The organism is Pontitalea aquivivens (assembly GCF_046507575.1).
Lineage (GTDB): Bacteria > Pseudomonadota > Alphaproteobacteria > Rhodobacterales > Rhodobacteraceae > Pontitalea > Pontitalea aquivivens.
In genome coordinates this window covers 18016-32232 of sequence record NZ_JBKFEY010000003.1, presented here as the reverse complement: position 1 = coordinate 32232, position 14217 = coordinate 18016, and the positions used below count along the sequence as shown (strand labels likewise).

Genomic DNA, 14217 nt, shown 5'->3' with positions numbered 1-14217 from the left:
TTTGCGATGCCGCGCGCAGGCCCTGTGCGCGGCATCCTCTTTTCAGGCGCGCGGTCCGCCCTTAGGCTTGCGCAAAGCCAGGGGGGCACCATGTCCAGACCCGTTGTGGGCGTCATCGGCAATGCCTATGAAATCAATGACCGCTACCCGGTGCATGCCGGGGGCACGATGAATTCCGAGGCGGTGGCGCAGGTGGCCGATTGCGTGCCGCTGGTGATTCCCGCGGATCCGCGGCTGGTCCGGGTCGAAGACCTGCTGGCGGTCTGTGACGGCTTCCTGCTGACGGGGGGGCGGCCCAATGTGCATCCGTCCGAATACGGGCAGGAGGAAACCCCCGCGCACGGCGCCTTTGACCGGGCGCGCGATGCGGTGGCGCTGCCGCTGATCCGGGCCTGCGTGGACCGTGGCCAGCCCGTCTTCGGCATTTGCCGCGGGTTCCAGGAGGTGAACGTGGCCATGGGCGGCACGCTGCACCCCGAAATCCGCGACCTGCCGGGGCGGATGAACCACCGCATGCCGCCCGAAGGCACGCTTGAGGAAAGCTTTGCCCTGCGCCACATCGTGCGGCTGACCGAGGGCGGGTGCTTTCATCAGATCCTGGGCGCGACCGAGGTGATGACCAACACCCTGCACGGTCAGGGGATTTGCCAGCCCGGGCCCCGCGTCGTGATCGAAGGCCGGGCCGAGGATGGCACACCCGAGGCGATCCATGTCGCCGATGCGCCGGGCTTTACCCTGTCGGTGCAGTGGCATCCCGAATGGAATGCCGCCGATGACCCGGTGTCGCGCCCGCTGTTCCGGGCCTTTGGCGATGCGGTCCGGGCCTGGGCGGCGGCGCGGCGCGTCAGGTGACGGCCGCGCGTTCGCGGTATTCGGACCGGTCCCACAGCCGGTCGCGCATCACCTTGGCCAGAACCTCGACCGCGCGGTCGATCTCGGCCGTGCCGATGTAAAGCGGGGTGATCCCGAAGCGCAGGATGTCGGGGGCGCGGAAATCGCCCACCACGCCGCGCGCGATCAGCGCCTGCATGATGGCATAGCCTTCGGGATGGGCAAAGCTGACCTGGCTGCCCCGGATCGCCGGATCGCGCGGGGTGACAAGGCGCAGGTCGGGGCAGGCGGCCGCAACGCCCGCGATGAAGCGATCCGCCAGCGCCAGCGAGGCCGCGCGGATATCGGTCATCGCCACCCCGTCCCAGACATCCAGCGCCGCATCCAGCGCGGCCAGTTGCAGGATCGGCGGCGTGCCCACCCGCATCCGCTCAACGCCTGTGCCGGGGCGGTAGGACAGGTCAAACGCGAAAGGCGCGGCATGGCCCAGCCATCCCGACAGCGCGGGCACGGCCCGATCGGCATGGCGCGGGGCCACATAGATGAAGGCCGGGCCGCCGGGGCCGGAGTTGAGGTATTTATAGGTGCAGCCCACCGCGAAATCCGCCCCCGCGCCGGCCAGATCGACCGGGAAGGCACCCGCGGAATGGGCCAGATCCCAGACGGTGATGGCGCCCGCGGCATGGGCCCGCGCGGTCAGCGCGGCCATGTCATGGCGCCGGCCGGTGCGGTAATCGACCTCGGTCAGCATCAGCACCGCCACCGTGTCGTCGATTGCGTCTGCCACATCTTCGGGGGCCACGACCTTCAGCCGGTAATCGGCACCCAGCGTCCGGCACAGCCCCTCGGCCATGTAAAGGTCGGTGGGGAAATTGCCGCTGTCCGACAGGATCACGCGCCGCGCCGGGTTCATGTCCAGGCCTGCGGCGATCGCCTGATAGACCTTGATCGACAGCGTGTCGCCCATCACCACGCTGCCCGGTTCCGCCCCGATCAGCCGCGCCACCCGGTCGCCCACGCGGCGCGGCATCGCCATCCAGTCCGCCTTGTTCCACGCCGAAATCAGCATCCCGCCCCATTCGTCGCGGATCGTGCGCGCAACGCGGTCAGGTACCGTCCGGGGCAGGGGGCCAAGCGAATTGCCATCCAGATAGACCATCCCTTCGGGCAGGTCGAACAGGGCGCGGGTCGCGGTGAAGTCGGTTGTCATCATGTTCCTCCGTCAGGGGGGCAGAGTGTCGCGCCCGCCGGGGAATGGCAAGCACTTGCCCCTTGATCCCGGCGCGTCATCGGGCGCAGGATCGGGGGCGCGAAGGATCAGGCGCGCGAAGGATCAGGCGCGCGAAGGATCAGGGGCGCGAAGGATCAGGGGAAGGAGTCGCCGATGCGTTTTGTCAGGCCGTTGCGGATGTTCGACCTGCCGCCGGTCTGGCTTGGCCTGTTTGCCGTGCTGGGCTGGGGGGTGGCGCGCGTGGTGCCGGTCCCCTTTGGCCCCGGGCGTGTGCTGGGGATGGTGCTGATCGGACTGGGGCTGGCGTTGATGGTCGTGGCGGTGGCGCAGATGGTGGCGCGCCACACCACCTTCATCCCCCGCCGCGATCCGGTGGCGTTGGTGACGGGCGGGGCCTTTGCCCTGTCGCGCAACCCGATCTATCTGGCCGATGCGCTGATTCTGGCGGGCCTTTTGCTGTGGTGGGACGGTCTGGCGGCGATCTGGCTGGTGCCGGGCTTCATGGCGCTGATCGCGCGTCGCTTCATCGCGGGCGAAGAGACCCGCATCCGTGCCCGTTTCGGCGCCGACTGGCGGCGCTACGCCGCCCGGACACGCCGCTGGCTGTAGCCGATCGTTGCCGCGCTGCAACATTTTCCCCGCCCGAAGCCCGCGGAAGGGCCCGGCTTGACCGGCCAAAGGGTCGCAGCGGCGCCAAAGGGCTTGCGATGCAGGCCCGCTTGCCGCAAAGGCACATTGGGCGGGAATTGCGCCGCAGGTTCGGCGAATTGCCGTTGTGAAATATTATTGCGCGGTGTTATGCGTTCCGGGCCATATCATGACCACCGTGGCCAATTGGCCATGAGAAGGGGGAGAGAGCGTTGAAGATCGGAGCTCCTAGGGAGATTTTTGAGGGGGAATCGCGTGTTGCGATGACGCCGGATTCGGCGGTTCAGCTGAAGAAGCTGGGCCATGAATGTTTCCTTGAGTCTGGTGCGGGGGCCGGCGCCGGGTTTTCGGACGCGGCCTATGCGGCGGCGGGTGTGACGGTTGTTCCCGATGCGGCTGCGTTGTTCGGGGCGGTGGACATCGTTGTGAAGGTGCGCCCGCCCGGCGATGCGGAGGTAAAGCGGCTGCGCGCGGACCAGACGCTGATCTCGTTCTTCTACCCGGCGCAGAACAAGGATCTTCTGGAGGCTGCGAACAAGACGGGCGCAAGCGTGATCGCGATGGACATGGTTCCGCGGATCAGCCGTGCGCAGAAGATGGACGCGCTGTCGTCGATGGCCAATATCGCGGGCTATCGCGCGGTGATCGAGGCGGGCAACAACTTTGGCCGCTTCTTCACGGGCCAGGTGACGGCGGCGGGCAAGGTTCCGCCGGCGAAGGTTCTGGTTGTGGGGGCGGGGGTCGCGGGCCTTGCCGCGATCGGCACCTCGACCAGCCTTGGCGCGATCACCTATGCGTTTGACGTACGCCCCGAGGTGGCCGAACAGATCGAATCGATGGGCGCGGAATTCGTCTATCTTGATTTCGAGGATCAGGTTCAGGACGGCGCCGCCACGGGTGGCTATGCCGCGCCCTCAAGCCCGGAATTCCGCGAAGCGCAGCTGAAGAAGTTCCGCGAACTGGCCCCGGAAATGGACATCGTCATCACCACGGCGCTGATCCCGGGGCGCGATGCGCCGAAGCTGTGGCTGGCCGACATGGTCGCGATGATGAAGCCCGGCTCGGTCGTGGTCGACCTTGCGGCGGAACGCGGCGGCAATTGCGACCTGACGGTGCCCGACCGGAAGGTGGTCAGCGACAACGGCGTGACGATCGTGGGCTATACCGATTTCCCCAGCCGGATGGCGGCGCAATCGTCGACGCTTTATTCCAACAACATCCGCCACATGATGGCGGATCTGACGCCGGGCAAGGATGGCGTGGTCGTCCACAACATGGAAGACGACGTGATCCGCGGCGCGACCGTGACGCATGCCGGTGCGATCACCTTCCCGCCGCCGCCGCCCAAGGTGCAGGCGATCGCGGCCGCCAAGCCCAAGGAAAAGGCCAAGGAACTGACGCCCGGGGAAAAGCGGGCCCAGGAACTGGCGGCCTTTCGCAAGCAGACCCGCGATCAGGTGGCGCTGCTGGCGATCAGCGGCGGTCTGCTGCTGGCCGTCGGCCTGGTGGCCCCGGCCAGCTTCATGCAGCATTTCATCGTCTTTGTGCTGTCGGTCTTTGTGGGCTTCCAGGTGATCTGGAACGTCAGCCACAGCCTGCACACGCCGCTGATGGCGGTCACCAACGCGATTTCCTCGATCATCATCCTGGGCGCGCTGATGCAGATCGGGTCGGGCAGCTTCCTGGTGCTGGTGCTGGCGGCGCTGTCGGTGTTCATGGCCGGGATCAACATCTTCGGCGGTTTCATGGTGACGCGTCGCATGCTCGCCATGTTCCAGAAGTCGTAAAGGGAGGGCCGGAACATGGAATTCGGTTTCACCACCGCCGCCTATGTGGTTGCGGCTGTTCTGTTCATCCTGTCGCTGGGCGGCCTTTCGGGGCAGGAAAGCGCGAAACGCGCCGTCTGGTACGGCATCGTCGGCATGGCGCTGGCGGTGGCGGCAACGCTGGTCGGTCCCGGCGCGGGGCTTTGGTGGCTGTCGCTGCTGCTGATCCTGGGCGGCGGCATCATTGGCTGGATCGTCGCCAAGAAGGTCCAGATGACCGAAATGCCGCAGCTTGTCGCGGCGATGCACAGCCTTGTCGGTCTGGCCGCGGTTTTCGTGGGCTTTGGCACCCATGCGGAACTGGCGCGGGTCTTCGCGATGGATGACGTCGCGCGCGGCGCGCTGACGGGGTTCGCGGGTCTTCTGGCGCATAAATCGCCGGTCGAGGTGTCGATCCTGCGGGTCGAGACCTTCCTGGGCGTGTTCATCGGGGCGGTCACCTTCACCGGGTCGGTCATCGCATTCGGCAAGCTGGCGGGCAAGGTGACCTCGGCGGCGAAAAAGCTGCCCGGCGGTCATGCGCTGAACGCGGGTGCGGCGCTGATCTCGGTCGTGCTGCTGGTGGTCTATTTGCAGTCGGGCGGCACGCTGGCGCTGATCGTGATGACGCTGGCGGCGCTGTTCATCGGCTATCACCTGATCATGGGCATCGGCGGCGCCGACATGCCGGTGGTGGTGTCGATGCTGAACAGCTATTCGGGCTGGGCGGCGGCGGCGATCGGCTTCAGCCTTGGCAACGACCTGCTGATCGTGGTCGGCGCGCTGGTCGGCAGCTCGGGTGCGATCCTGAGCTACATCATGTGCAAGGCGATGAACCGCAGCTTTGTCAGCGTGATCCTGGGCGGCTTTGGCGGCACCACGGGTCCGGCGATGGAAGTGACGGGCGAACAGATCGCGATCGACGCCGAAGGCGTGGCCGCGGCGCTGAACGATGCCGACAGCGTCATCATCGTGCCGGGCTATGGCATGGCGGTGGCCCAGGCCCAGCAGTCGGTATCCGAACTGACGCGCAAGCTGCGCGCCAGGGGCAAAGAGGTGCGCTTTGCCATCCACCCCGTCGCGGGCCGCCTGCCGGGGCACATGAACGTGCTTCTGGCCGAGGCCAAGGTTCCCTATGACATCGTTCTGGAAATGGATGAGATCAACGAGGACTTCCCCACGACGGATGTGGTCATCGTCATCGGCTCGAACGACATCGTGAACCCCGCCGCCCAGGAAGACCCCAACAGCCCCATCGCCGGCATGCCGGTGCTGGAGGTCTGGAAGGCCAAGCAGGTCTTCGTCTCAAAACGCGGCCAGGGCACCGGCTATTCCGGCATCGAGAACCCGCTGTTCTACAAGGACAACACCCGCATGTTCTATGGCGACGCCAAAAAATCGGTCGACCAGCTGCTGCCGATGATCGAGTGATCGCGCGCGACATGACAGCAAAGGCCCCGCCCCGGCGGGGCCTTTTCGTTGGGGGCTGTTGCACAAATGCCCGGTATCCCGGTGCATACCCTCACACGCTTGATTTCCCTTGGCCCGACGGTGCTATTTGAAGCCGGCTCCGCCGATACCCCATTCCCGAAGGCCCCGCCTTTGCCCAAGCCATACCGGACCCCGCGATGCGCCCGATCGACGACCATCCCCAGCGCTATGCGCTTGTCAACGAACTGCATGCCCGCCCCTTTCCGCGGATTTCGGCGCCGGGCCATGTGGTCTATCTGGCGATCAAGGAACCGCTGGATGCGGCCAACCGCGACCGCGCCAAGGATCATGCCCATCTGCTGACCCTGCTGGACCGTTATGGTGCCGCCCATCCGCAGCCGGGGGCCACGCATTACACCGGACAGATCGGGCGCCATGCGCTGAAATGGGAAAGCCATACCGAATTCACCACCTTCCTGGCCCATGCGCCGGGCGTGTCGGACCGGCCCTTCGACCCGGCGGAAGCCGCCGTCTTTCCGGCCGACTGGATCGGGGCGGCCCCGGGGCGGCGGATCGCGGCCGTCAATATCCGCATCGAAACCTTGCCCGACGACCCCGATGATATCGCCCCCGCGCTGGATGGCTGGTTCGTTCCCGAAAGCCTGGTCTGCGCCTGGGTGCTGGATGGCGCGGCGGTGATCGCGGGCGATTTCCGCATCGATCCGGCCGGGCAGATGCGCTTTGCGGTCTTTGTCCGGCCCGGCACCGGATCGGGGCGCATCGGGCGCATCGTGCAGCGCATCTGCGAACTGGAAACCTATCGCGCCATGTCGATGTTGGGCCTTGGGCGGGCGCGTGCGCTGATGGGGCGGCTGAACGCGCTGGACCCGCAGCTGTCGGCGCTGATGACGGGGATGCGCGATGAAACCCGCCCCGCCGAGGCCGCGCTGGATGAGCTGCTGACGATCTCGGCGGAACTGGAAAGCCTGGCGGTGGAACATGCCTTCCGCTTTGGCGCGACCGGCGCCTATGAGGCGATCGTGAAAGAACGGGTCGAGGTGCTGCGCGAGGCACGCTTTGAGGGGCGGCAGAAGTTTTCCGAATTCATGATGCGCCGCTATGACCCGGCGATGCGCACGGTGAAATCGGCCGAGACGCGGCTGCGCACCATGCTGGAACGCGCCGCCCGCGCGGGTGAACTGTTGCGTACGCGGGTCGATGTGGAACGGTCTGCACAGAACCAGAAGCTGCTGGAAAGCATGGATCGCCGCGCGGATCTGCAGCTGCGACTGCAGCACACGGTCGAAGGTCTGTCGGTCGTGGCGATCAGCTATTACGCGGTCAGCCTGGCGGCCTATCTGGCTTATCCGGTGGCAAGGGTGCTGGGGCTGGGCAAGGAAATGGCGACCGCCGCCCTGACACCGCTGGTGATCGCGCTGGTCTGGCTGATGGTGCGGCGGATCCGCAAGCGGATGGGGCATTAGGCCAAGATAACGCCCGGGGGGGTGCAATTCGCGGCGATCCGTGCGATGCTGCGCTGCGGCAAGGGGGTGCAGCATGACGGGCAGGATTATCGCGGTCGCACAACAGAAGGGCGGGGCCGGCAAGACGACGCTTGCCGTGAACCTTGCGGTGGCGCTGGCGCGGGCGGGGCATTCGGTGGCGCTGCTGGATACCGATCCACAGGGGTCGTTGGGGCGGTGGTTCATGACCCGCCGCGAACGTCTGGGCGCGGCGGGGGTGGAGCTGTCGACCTCATCTGCCTGGGGTGTGTCCTATGAAAGCGACAAGCTGAAAAAGCTGCATGATTTCATTATCATCGACACGCCGCCCAAGGTGGACAGCGATCTGCGCCCGGCCCTGCGCGAGGCCGATCTGGTGCTGGTGCCGGTGGGCGCCAGCCATGTCGACCTGTGGGCGACCGAGGGCGTTCTGGATATGGCGCGGCGGATGGGCAAGCGGCCGCTGGTGGTGTTGAACCGCATCAAGCGCGGCACCCGGCTGGGGGATGAAATCGCCGCCGCCGCCGCAACGCTGGAGGCCGATCTGGCCGAATCGCAGCTGGCACACCGGGTGGTCTATGCCGAAACCCTGGGTCAGGGACTGACTGCCCCCGAGGCCGCGCGCCGTGGCCCCGCCAATACCGAGGTTGACGCGCTGATGGCGGAGGTCCTGGGCGCGCTTTCGTCTTAGAACGGGTCCGAGGCTTTCTGGAACGGATTGCTTGTGGTGATGCTTTCCCAGCATTCCATCAGGCTGGTGATGGCTGCGCGTGATCCTGACAGCGAAAAGCTGGCCAGCTTGCGTTCTTGCAGGTTCAGCAGCGTCAAGGACTGGCCCTTGGCCAGATCGTTGACGAATTCTGCGGCATTGTCCTTGTCTTCAAGCGAAACGGACAGCGCGATGCCCCCGGCATCGGCGTCAATTTCCCAGCGCGACCGATCGATGTCCACATATGTCTCGACCGTGCGTTCTGCCAGGTCCCAGCTGTGGTCGAAAAAGAACACGGTCATCGCGCCCGTGTCAAAGGCCGTCAGGTCGAAAGCCTGGTCACGGTTGTTGACCGTCTGCGCGGCACACCACAATTGCCCGTCAGAGGTGTCATGCGTCAGTTCCACCGTCCAGTTTCTTGCCGAAAACAAGGTCTCGGTCTGGAACTCGGCACGGGCGGGTGCGGCAAAGGCAAGCGCAAAAAGCGCCGTGAGAACGATGTTTCGAAAAGTCACCTGGAAATTCCCTTCAAGTCTTGCGCAAGGTTAAGGCGCTGGCCGAAAAAGGTAAAGCGCCAAGCTAGCGGCCCCGGCGCTTGACGCCGCCGCGCTGGCCGGGGCGACCGGCGGTGGACCGCCCCCTGGTCTTGACGGCGGCATCGGCGGCCTCTTGCACCGCGGACTGGCGGGCCAGCGGATCGTCGGACACCACCAGATCGACGGCTTCCAGCCGCTTGACTTCGTCGCGCAGACGGGCGGCTTCCTCAAATTCCAGGTTTTCGGCGGCCTTGCGCATGGCGGTGCGCAGACCGTCCAGATGCATTTCCAGGTTGGCGCCGTGCATCTTGCCCACGGTGGCGGTGACGCGCGACATGTCGGTGTCGCCCTGCCACAGGCCCGCCAGGACATCCTCGACGTTCTTCTTGACGGTCTGCGGCGTGATGCCATGCGCCGTGTTATAGGCGATCTGCTTTTCCCGGCGGCGGTTGGTTTCGGCCAGCGCGCGTTCCATGCTGCCGGTGATGCGGTCGGCATACATGATCACGCGGCCTTCGGCATTGCGCGCGGCCCGCCCGATGGTCTGGATCAGCGAGGTTTCCGACCGCAGGAAGCCTTCCTTGTCGGCATCCAGAATCGCCACCAGCCCGCATTCGGGAATATCCAGCCCTTCGCGCAGCAGGTTGATGCCGACCAGCACGTCAAACGCCCCCAGCCGCAGGTCGCGCAGGATTTCAATCCGCTCGATCGTGTCGATGTCCGAATGCATATAGCGCACGCGGATGCCCTGTTCGTGCAGATATTCGGTCAGATCCTCGGCCATGCGCTTGGTCAGGGTGGTGACCAGCGTGCGCAGGCCGCGGGCGGCGACCTTGCGGATTTCGTCCAGAAGATCGTCGACCTGTGTTTCCACGGGGCGGATTTCCACCTCGGGGTCCAGCAGGCCGGTGGGGCGGATCACCTGTTCGGTGAAGATGCCCTGCGCCTGTTCCAGTTCCCAGGCGGCAGGCGTGGCCGAGACAAAGACCGATTGCGGGCGCATCGCGTCCCATTCCTCGAACTTCAGGGGGCGGTTGTCCATGCAGGACGGCAGGCGGAACCCATGTTCGGCCAGCGTGAACTTGCGCCGGTAGTCGCCGCGATACATGCCGCCGATCTGCGGCACGGTGACGTGCGATTCGTCGGCGAAGACGATGGCAGTGTCGGGGATGAATTCGAACAATGTGGGGGGCGGTTCACCGGGCGCGCGGCCCGTCAGATAGCGGCTGTAGTTTTCAATCCCGTTGCAGACGCCGGTGGCCTCCAGCATTTCCAGGTCGAAATTGGTGCGCTGTTCCAGCCGCTGCGCCTCCAGCAACTTGCCCTCATTGGTCAGCTGTTTCAGCCGCTGCGCCAGTTCCGCCCGGATGCCCTTGATCGCCTGTTGCAGCGTCGGGCGCGGGGTGACGTAGTGGCTGTTGGCATAGATTCGGATCTTGTCGAAACTGTCGGTCCTGGCCCCGGTCAGCGGATCGAATTCGGTAATCGCCTCAAGCTCTTCGCCGAAGAAGGAAAAGCGCCAGGCGCGGTCTTCAAGGTGCGCGGGCCACAGATCGATCGTGTCGCCCTTGACGCGGAAGGCGCCGCGCTGAAATGCCGCATCCAGCCGCTTGTATTGCTGCGCCACCAGATCGGCCAGAAACTTGCGCTGGTCAAAAAGCCCGCCCACCGCCATATCCTGGGTCATCGCCGAATAGGTTTCAACCGAGCCGATGCCATAGATGCAACTGACCGAGGCCACGATGATCACGTCGTCGCGTTCCAACAGCGCCCGGGTGGCCGAATGGCGCATCCGGTCGATCTGTTCGTTGATCTGGCTTTCCTTTTCAATATAGGTGTCGGTGCGGGCCACATAGGCCTCGGGCTGATAATAATCGTAATAGCTTACGAAATATTCCACCGCGTTGTCGGGGAAGAAGCCCTTGAATTCGCCATATAATTGCGCAGCCAGCGTTTTGTTGGGCGCCAGGATGATCGCCGGGCGCTGGGTCTGTTCGATGACCTTGGCCATGGTGAAGGTCTTGCCGGTGCCGGTGGCGCCCAACAGCACCTGGTTGCGTTCGCCCGTCAGCACGCCTTGCGACAGTTCCGCGATCGCGGTCGGCTGATCGCCCGCGGCGGAAAATTCGGTCTTCATCGCAAAGCGTTTGCCGCCTTCCAGTTTCGGGCGGGTCAGCACCTCGGGGCGGGGGGCGGGGGCGTTGGTGGTGTTGTGGGGCATCGCGGACCTCTGCAAGCCCTCTAGACTTGGCTTGTTTTACCGTAGTTGCAAGGGGTTGGCGCAAAGGTCAAGAAAGGGTTAAAGGATGTGCTGAATTTTACGATTTATATCAGTGTATTGCGCGAAATTTTTCTTGTGTCGCGTCGCGTTTGTTCGCATCTTGTTCCGGCAAGCAGCAAAAGGCTGCCGGCGGGCGCACCACCCCACCCCTCGCTCCCCAGCCGGCCGGCAGCCACCCCTTGCCTGGTAACGGGCGCGCCGCCAAGGGCTTGCGCTTTTGGCCCGATCCACTAATAAAAGGCGACCCATTCGCAAGAGGTAAGCCATGCGCGCGCGTATCTACCAACCGGCCCGCAACGCCATGCAGTCGGGGCAGGCCAAGACCCGGATCTGGTATCTGGATTACATGCCCGCCGACGCGCGCGAGATTGACCCCCTGATGGGCTGGACCAGTTCGGGCGACACCCAATCGCAGGTCCGGTTGAAATTCGACAGCCGTGAGGCCGCCGAGGCCTATGCCCGCGATCATGGCCTGGATTACGTCGTGACCGAACCGCACAAGCGTGCCGCCAACATTCGCCCGCGCGGCTATGGCGAGAATTTCGCGACCGACCGCCGCAGCGCCTGGACGCACTGATCGGGGCGATGCGCCTTGCCCCGCCGGCAAGGCCTTTGCCGGCACGCGGGCCCTGGGCCCCGCAGGCACCGGCGTCTCAGGGCAGGATCGCCAGCCACAGCCAGATCGTCAGGATTGACCCGGTGGTCGCCAGCAACACACTGGAGGCCGCGACCCGCTTGGCGGTGCCATACATGTTGGCGAACAGATAGGCATTGATCCCCGGCGCCATTGCCGCCGTCAGCACCGCCGAACGCAGCAGCCCCGTATCCAGGTCAAAAACCCAGCGGCCAAGCCCATAGGTGATCGCCGGATGCAGCAGCAGCGACAGCCCGCTGACCATGGCAATCGCCTTCATGTCGCCTTCGGGCCGGTAGCGGTACAGCACCCCCCCCAGCCCGAACAGCGCCGCGGGCAGGGCGGCATTGGCCATCATCGTCATCGCCGCCCAAAGCGGCTCGGGCAGGTCCTGGCCGCTCAGCGCCATATAGGCCTGCAGCGCGAATCCCGCGAGGATGCCGATCACCAGCGGCGTGCGCAACACGCCCAGAAGCGCATTCAGCCCGACGCGCCCCAGCCCCGCCCCTGTCCCGCGTGACCGGACGGCCTCCATCGCGACGATGCCGATCGTGTACAGCAGCGGCGAATGCAGCGAGATGATGGCGAAATTGCCCGCCAGCGCCTCGGTTCCATAGGCGCGTTCCGTGATCGGCACCCCCAGCAGAAGCGAGTTCGAGAACAGGCAGGCAAAGCCGATCGCCACCGCATCGGGCCCCGACCGGCCAAACAGCAGCCGCGCCCCCGCGATCCCCAGCGCAAAGGCGCACAGCGCCCCGGTGTAGAAGCTGGCCATCAGCCCCGCGTCATAGCTGGCCCCCAGGTCCAGCCGCGCGATCGACCGCGCCAGCAGCACCGGCACCGCAAAATTCTGCGCAAAGCGCATCAGCCCATCGACCGCCCCATCCGCGAACAGGCCGCGCCAGGTGACCAGATAGCCAAAGCCGATCACCAGAAAGACCGGCAGGATGACGTCGATCAGCGCGCCCATGGGCGTGCCGTGATGCAGGCGGGCAGGGTCATGGCGCGGGCAGGTCCAGCACCATGCCGTCATGCGCCGGGCGGATATGGTCGGGCGTTTCGGCCATCACCTCATCATGGTCCAGATCGACATGCATGTTGGTCAGCACCGCCGTGGCGGGCCGGGCCCGCGCGATCCAGTCCAGCGCCAGCGCCAGATGGGCATGCGTCGGATGCGGCGTGCGGCGCAGCGCGTCCAGCACCCAGCACTCCAGCCCCCCCAGATGGCCCCAGGCCGCGTCAGGGATGGCCGAGACATCGGGCAGATAGGCCAGCCCGCCGATGCGAAAGCCCAGCGCATCGATATTGCCATGTTCCACGCGAAAGGGCTGAAACGGGATCGGCCCGCCCGCGCCCTCGATCTGGAAGGGGCCGTGGATGGCCCGCAGGTCGCAGATCGGGGGATAGTTGCTGTCGGGCGGTTGCACGAAGGCATAGCCAAAGCGGCTCAGCAGGGCCTCTTGCGTGTCGCTGTCGGCCCAGACCGGCAGGCGGCGGCGCGTGTTGAAGGTGATCTGGCGCAGGTCATCCAGGCCGTGCATGTGATCGGCATGGCTGTGGGTATAGACCACCGCGTCCAGGCTGCCGACCCCGGCGCGCAGCAGCTGTTCGCGCATGTCGGGCGAGGTATCGATCAGCGCGCGGGTCGCGCCCTCGGGGCCGATCCGTTCGACCAGCATCGAACAGCGGGTGCGGCGGTTCCTGGGGTTGGCCGGATCGCAGGCGCCCCAATGGCCGCCAATGCGCGGCACCCCGCCCGATGATCCGCAGCCCAGGATCGTGAAACGAAACCGGCTCATGCCTGCACCTTCATGGCGGCCTTGCTGAACAGACGGTCGAAATTTGCCGAGGTCGCGGCGGCGAAATCGGCATAGCTGAGGCCGAAGATCTCGGCCCCCTTGCGCGCGGTATGGATGGTATGGGCAGGTTCGTTGCGCTTGCCGCGGAAAGGCGGCGGGGCCAGATAGGGCGCGTCGGTTTCCACCAGGACCCGGTCCAGCGGCGCCGCGGCAAAGATGTCGCGGATGTCCTGGCTTTTGGGGAAGGCCGCGATGCCGGACATCGACAGATAGAACCCAAGGTCAAGGGCCGCGCGCGCCAGCGCGGGGCTGGACGAAAAGCAATGCATCACGCAGCTGTAGGGCCGGGCCCGGAACCCGTTGCGCAGGATCGCGGCCATGTCGTCATCGGCGGCGCGGGCATGGATGATCAGCGGCAGCCCGGTTTCCTGCGCCGCCTGGATGTGGATGCGCAGCGAGGTCTTTTGCACCTCGGCGCTGTCGGCGGTGTAGTGGTAATCCAGCCCGGTTTCGCCGATGCCCACGAATTTCGGATGCGCCGCCAGCGCCACCAGCTGATCGACGCTGACCAGCGGTTCCTGGGCCGCGCTCATCGGATGGGTGCCGGCGGCGTAAAAGACGCCCTCAAACCGTTCGGCGATGGCGCGGACCTGGGGTTCCTGGCGCAGCCGGGTGCAGATCGTTACCATCCGTGTCACGCCGGCCGCGCGGGCGCGATCGACCACGCCGGCCAGATCCTCGGCAAAATCGGGAAAGTCGAGGTGGCAGTGGCTGTCGACGATTTCGGGCGCTGCGGTCATCTGCCTGTCC

Annotated in this window: 13 protein-coding genes; 7 read left to right on the top strand and 6 right to left on the bottom strand. The window is 65.8% G+C overall.

What is annotated here, in order from left to right; all coding sequences use genetic code 11:
- Window positions 1-90 precede the first annotated feature (90 nt).
- A complete protein-coding gene (locus ACK8OU_RS06215) occupies window positions 91-852 on the top strand; it encodes a gamma-glutamyl-gamma-aminobutyrate hydrolase family protein (protein WP_410302495.1) in 762 nt (253 codons plus the stop codon).
- On the opposite strand, the gene kynU is transcribed toward ACK8OU_RS06215, so the two are convergent.
- The gene (gene kynU, locus ACK8OU_RS06210) at window positions 845-2041 is read right to left on the bottom strand and encodes a kynureninase (protein ID WP_410302494.1); all 1197 of its coding nucleotides are present in this window, start codon (window positions 2039-2041) and stop codon (window positions 845-847) included. The genes ACK8OU_RS06215 and kynU overlap by 8 nt on opposite strands.
- 174 nt (window positions 2042-2215) lie before the next feature.
- On the opposite strand from kynU, the gene ACK8OU_RS06205 reads away from it, so the two are divergent.
- The 5 genes from ACK8OU_RS06205 (at window position 2216) to parA (ending at window position 8139) form a co-directional block, all read left to right on the top strand.
- Window positions 2216-2671: a methyltransferase family protein gene (locus ACK8OU_RS06205; protein WP_410302493.1), complete on the top strand. Its 456-nt coding sequence runs from the start codon at window positions 2216-2218 to the stop codon at window positions 2669-2671.
- Between the two features lie 251 nt (window positions 2672-2922).
- Complete coding sequence (locus tag ACK8OU_RS06200) at window positions 2923-4497, top strand: Re/Si-specific NAD(P)(+) transhydrogenase subunit alpha (RefSeq protein WP_410302492.1); 1575 nt, start codon at window positions 2923-2925, stop codon at window positions 4495-4497.
- Window positions 4498-4512: 15 nt separating this feature from the next.
- Window positions 4513-5946 carry an NAD(P)(+) transhydrogenase (Re/Si-specific) subunit beta gene (locus tag ACK8OU_RS06195; RefSeq protein WP_410302491.1) on the top strand — a complete coding sequence of 478 codons (1434 nt, stop codon included), beginning with the start codon at window positions 4513-4515 and terminating at the stop codon, window positions 5944-5946.
- Between the two features lie 197 nt (window positions 5947-6143).
- Entirely contained in the window at window positions 6144-7430 is a 1287-nt protein-coding gene (locus tag ACK8OU_RS06190) for a DUF3422 family protein (RefSeq protein WP_410302490.1), read from the top strand.
- A gap of 73 nt (window positions 7431-7503) precedes the next feature.
- Window positions 7504-8139, top strand: a complete 636-nt coding sequence (gene parA / locus ACK8OU_RS06185) for a ParA family partition ATPase (protein WP_410302489.1) — start codon at window positions 7504-7506, stop codon at window positions 8137-8139.
- Here the strand turns inward: parA and ACK8OU_RS06180 are convergent.
- Both ACK8OU_RS06180 and uvrB read right to left on the bottom strand, forming a co-directional pair.
- Window positions 8136-8672: a hypothetical protein gene (locus tag ACK8OU_RS06180; protein WP_410302488.1), complete on the bottom strand. Its 537-nt coding sequence runs from the start codon at window positions 8670-8672 to the stop codon at window positions 8136-8138. The two genes, parA and ACK8OU_RS06180, sit on opposite strands and share 4 nt — an antisense overlap.
- Before the next feature lie 64 nt (window positions 8673-8736).
- Window positions 8737-10914, bottom strand: coding sequence for an excinuclease ABC subunit UvrB (gene uvrB / locus ACK8OU_RS06175; protein WP_410302487.1), 2178 nt, complete (start codon window positions 10912-10914; stop codon window positions 8737-8739).
- A gap of 325 nt (window positions 10915-11239) precedes the next feature.
- On the opposite strand from uvrB, the gene ACK8OU_RS06170 reads away from it, so the two are divergent.
- Complete coding sequence (locus ACK8OU_RS06170; RefSeq protein ID WP_410302486.1) at window positions 11240-11551, top strand: ETC complex I subunit; 312 nt, start codon at window positions 11240-11242, stop codon at window positions 11549-11551.
- 76 nt (window positions 11552-11627) lie between these two features.
- On the opposite strand, the gene ACK8OU_RS06165 is transcribed toward ACK8OU_RS06170, so the two are convergent.
- The 3 genes from ACK8OU_RS06165 to ACK8OU_RS06155 are packed head-to-tail and all read right to left on the bottom strand — an operon-like array spanning window position 11628 to window position 14207.
- Window positions 11628-12578 carry an AEC family transporter gene (locus ACK8OU_RS06165; RefSeq protein WP_410302753.1) on the bottom strand — a complete coding sequence of 317 codons (951 nt, stop codon included), beginning with the start codon at window positions 12576-12578 and terminating at the stop codon, window positions 11628-11630.
- A gap of 28 nt (window positions 12579-12606) precedes the next feature.
- Window positions 12607-13407: an MBL fold metallo-hydrolase gene (locus ACK8OU_RS06160; RefSeq protein WP_410302485.1), complete on the bottom strand. Its 801-nt coding sequence runs from the start codon at window positions 13405-13407 to the stop codon at window positions 12607-12609.
- Window positions 13404-14207 (bottom strand): TatD family hydrolase, encoded by an 804-nt coding sequence (locus tag ACK8OU_RS06155; protein WP_410302484.1) that lies wholly within the window; start codon window positions 14205-14207, stop codon window positions 13404-13406. Before ACK8OU_RS06155 ends, ACK8OU_RS06160 begins: the two co-directional genes overlap by 4 nt.
- Window positions 14208-14217: the final 10 nt, after the last annotated feature.

What these genes read in the sequence shown, in the direction of transcription:
- ACK8OU_RS06215 (WP_410302495.1), top strand. Translation starts at nt 91, where the DNA reads ATGTCCAGACCCGTTGTGGGCGTCATCGGCAATGCCTATGAAATCAAT.
- kynU (WP_410302494.1), bottom strand. Translation starts at nt 2,041, where the DNA reads ATGACAACCGACTTCACCGCGACCCGCGCCCTGTTCGACCTGCCCGAA.
- ACK8OU_RS06205 (WP_410302493.1), top strand. Translation starts at nt 2,216, where the DNA reads ATGCGTTTTGTCAGGCCGTTGCGGATGTTCGACCTGCCGCCGGTCTGG.
- ACK8OU_RS06195 (WP_410302491.1), top strand. Translation starts at nt 4,513, where the DNA reads ATGGAATTCGGTTTCACCACCGCCGCCTATGTGGTTGCGGCTGTTCTG.
- ACK8OU_RS06190 (WP_410302490.1), top strand. Translation starts at nt 6,144, where the DNA reads ATGCGCCCGATCGACGACCATCCCCAGCGCTATGCGCTTGTCAACGAA.
- parA (WP_410302489.1), top strand. Translation starts at nt 7,504, where the DNA reads ATGACGGGCAGGATTATCGCGGTCGCACAACAGAAGGGCGGGGCCGGC.
- uvrB (WP_410302487.1), bottom strand. Translation starts at nt 10,914, where the DNA reads ATGCCCCACAACACCACCAACGCCCCCGCCCCCCGCCCCGAGGTGCTG.
- ACK8OU_RS06170 (WP_410302486.1), top strand. Translation starts at nt 11,240, where the DNA reads ATGCGCGCGCGTATCTACCAACCGGCCCGCAACGCCATGCAGTCGGGG.
- ACK8OU_RS06165 (WP_410302753.1), bottom strand. Translation starts at nt 12,578, where the DNA reads ATGGGCGCGCTGATCGACGTCATCCTGCCGGTCTTTCTGGTGATCGGC.
- ACK8OU_RS06160 (WP_410302485.1), bottom strand. Translation starts at nt 13,407, where the DNA reads ATGAGCCGGTTTCGTTTCACGATCCTGGGCTGCGGATCATCGGGCGGG.
- ACK8OU_RS06155 (WP_410302484.1), bottom strand. Translation starts at nt 14,207, where the DNA reads ATGACCGCAGCGCCCGAAATCGTCGACAGCCACTGCCACCTCGACTTT.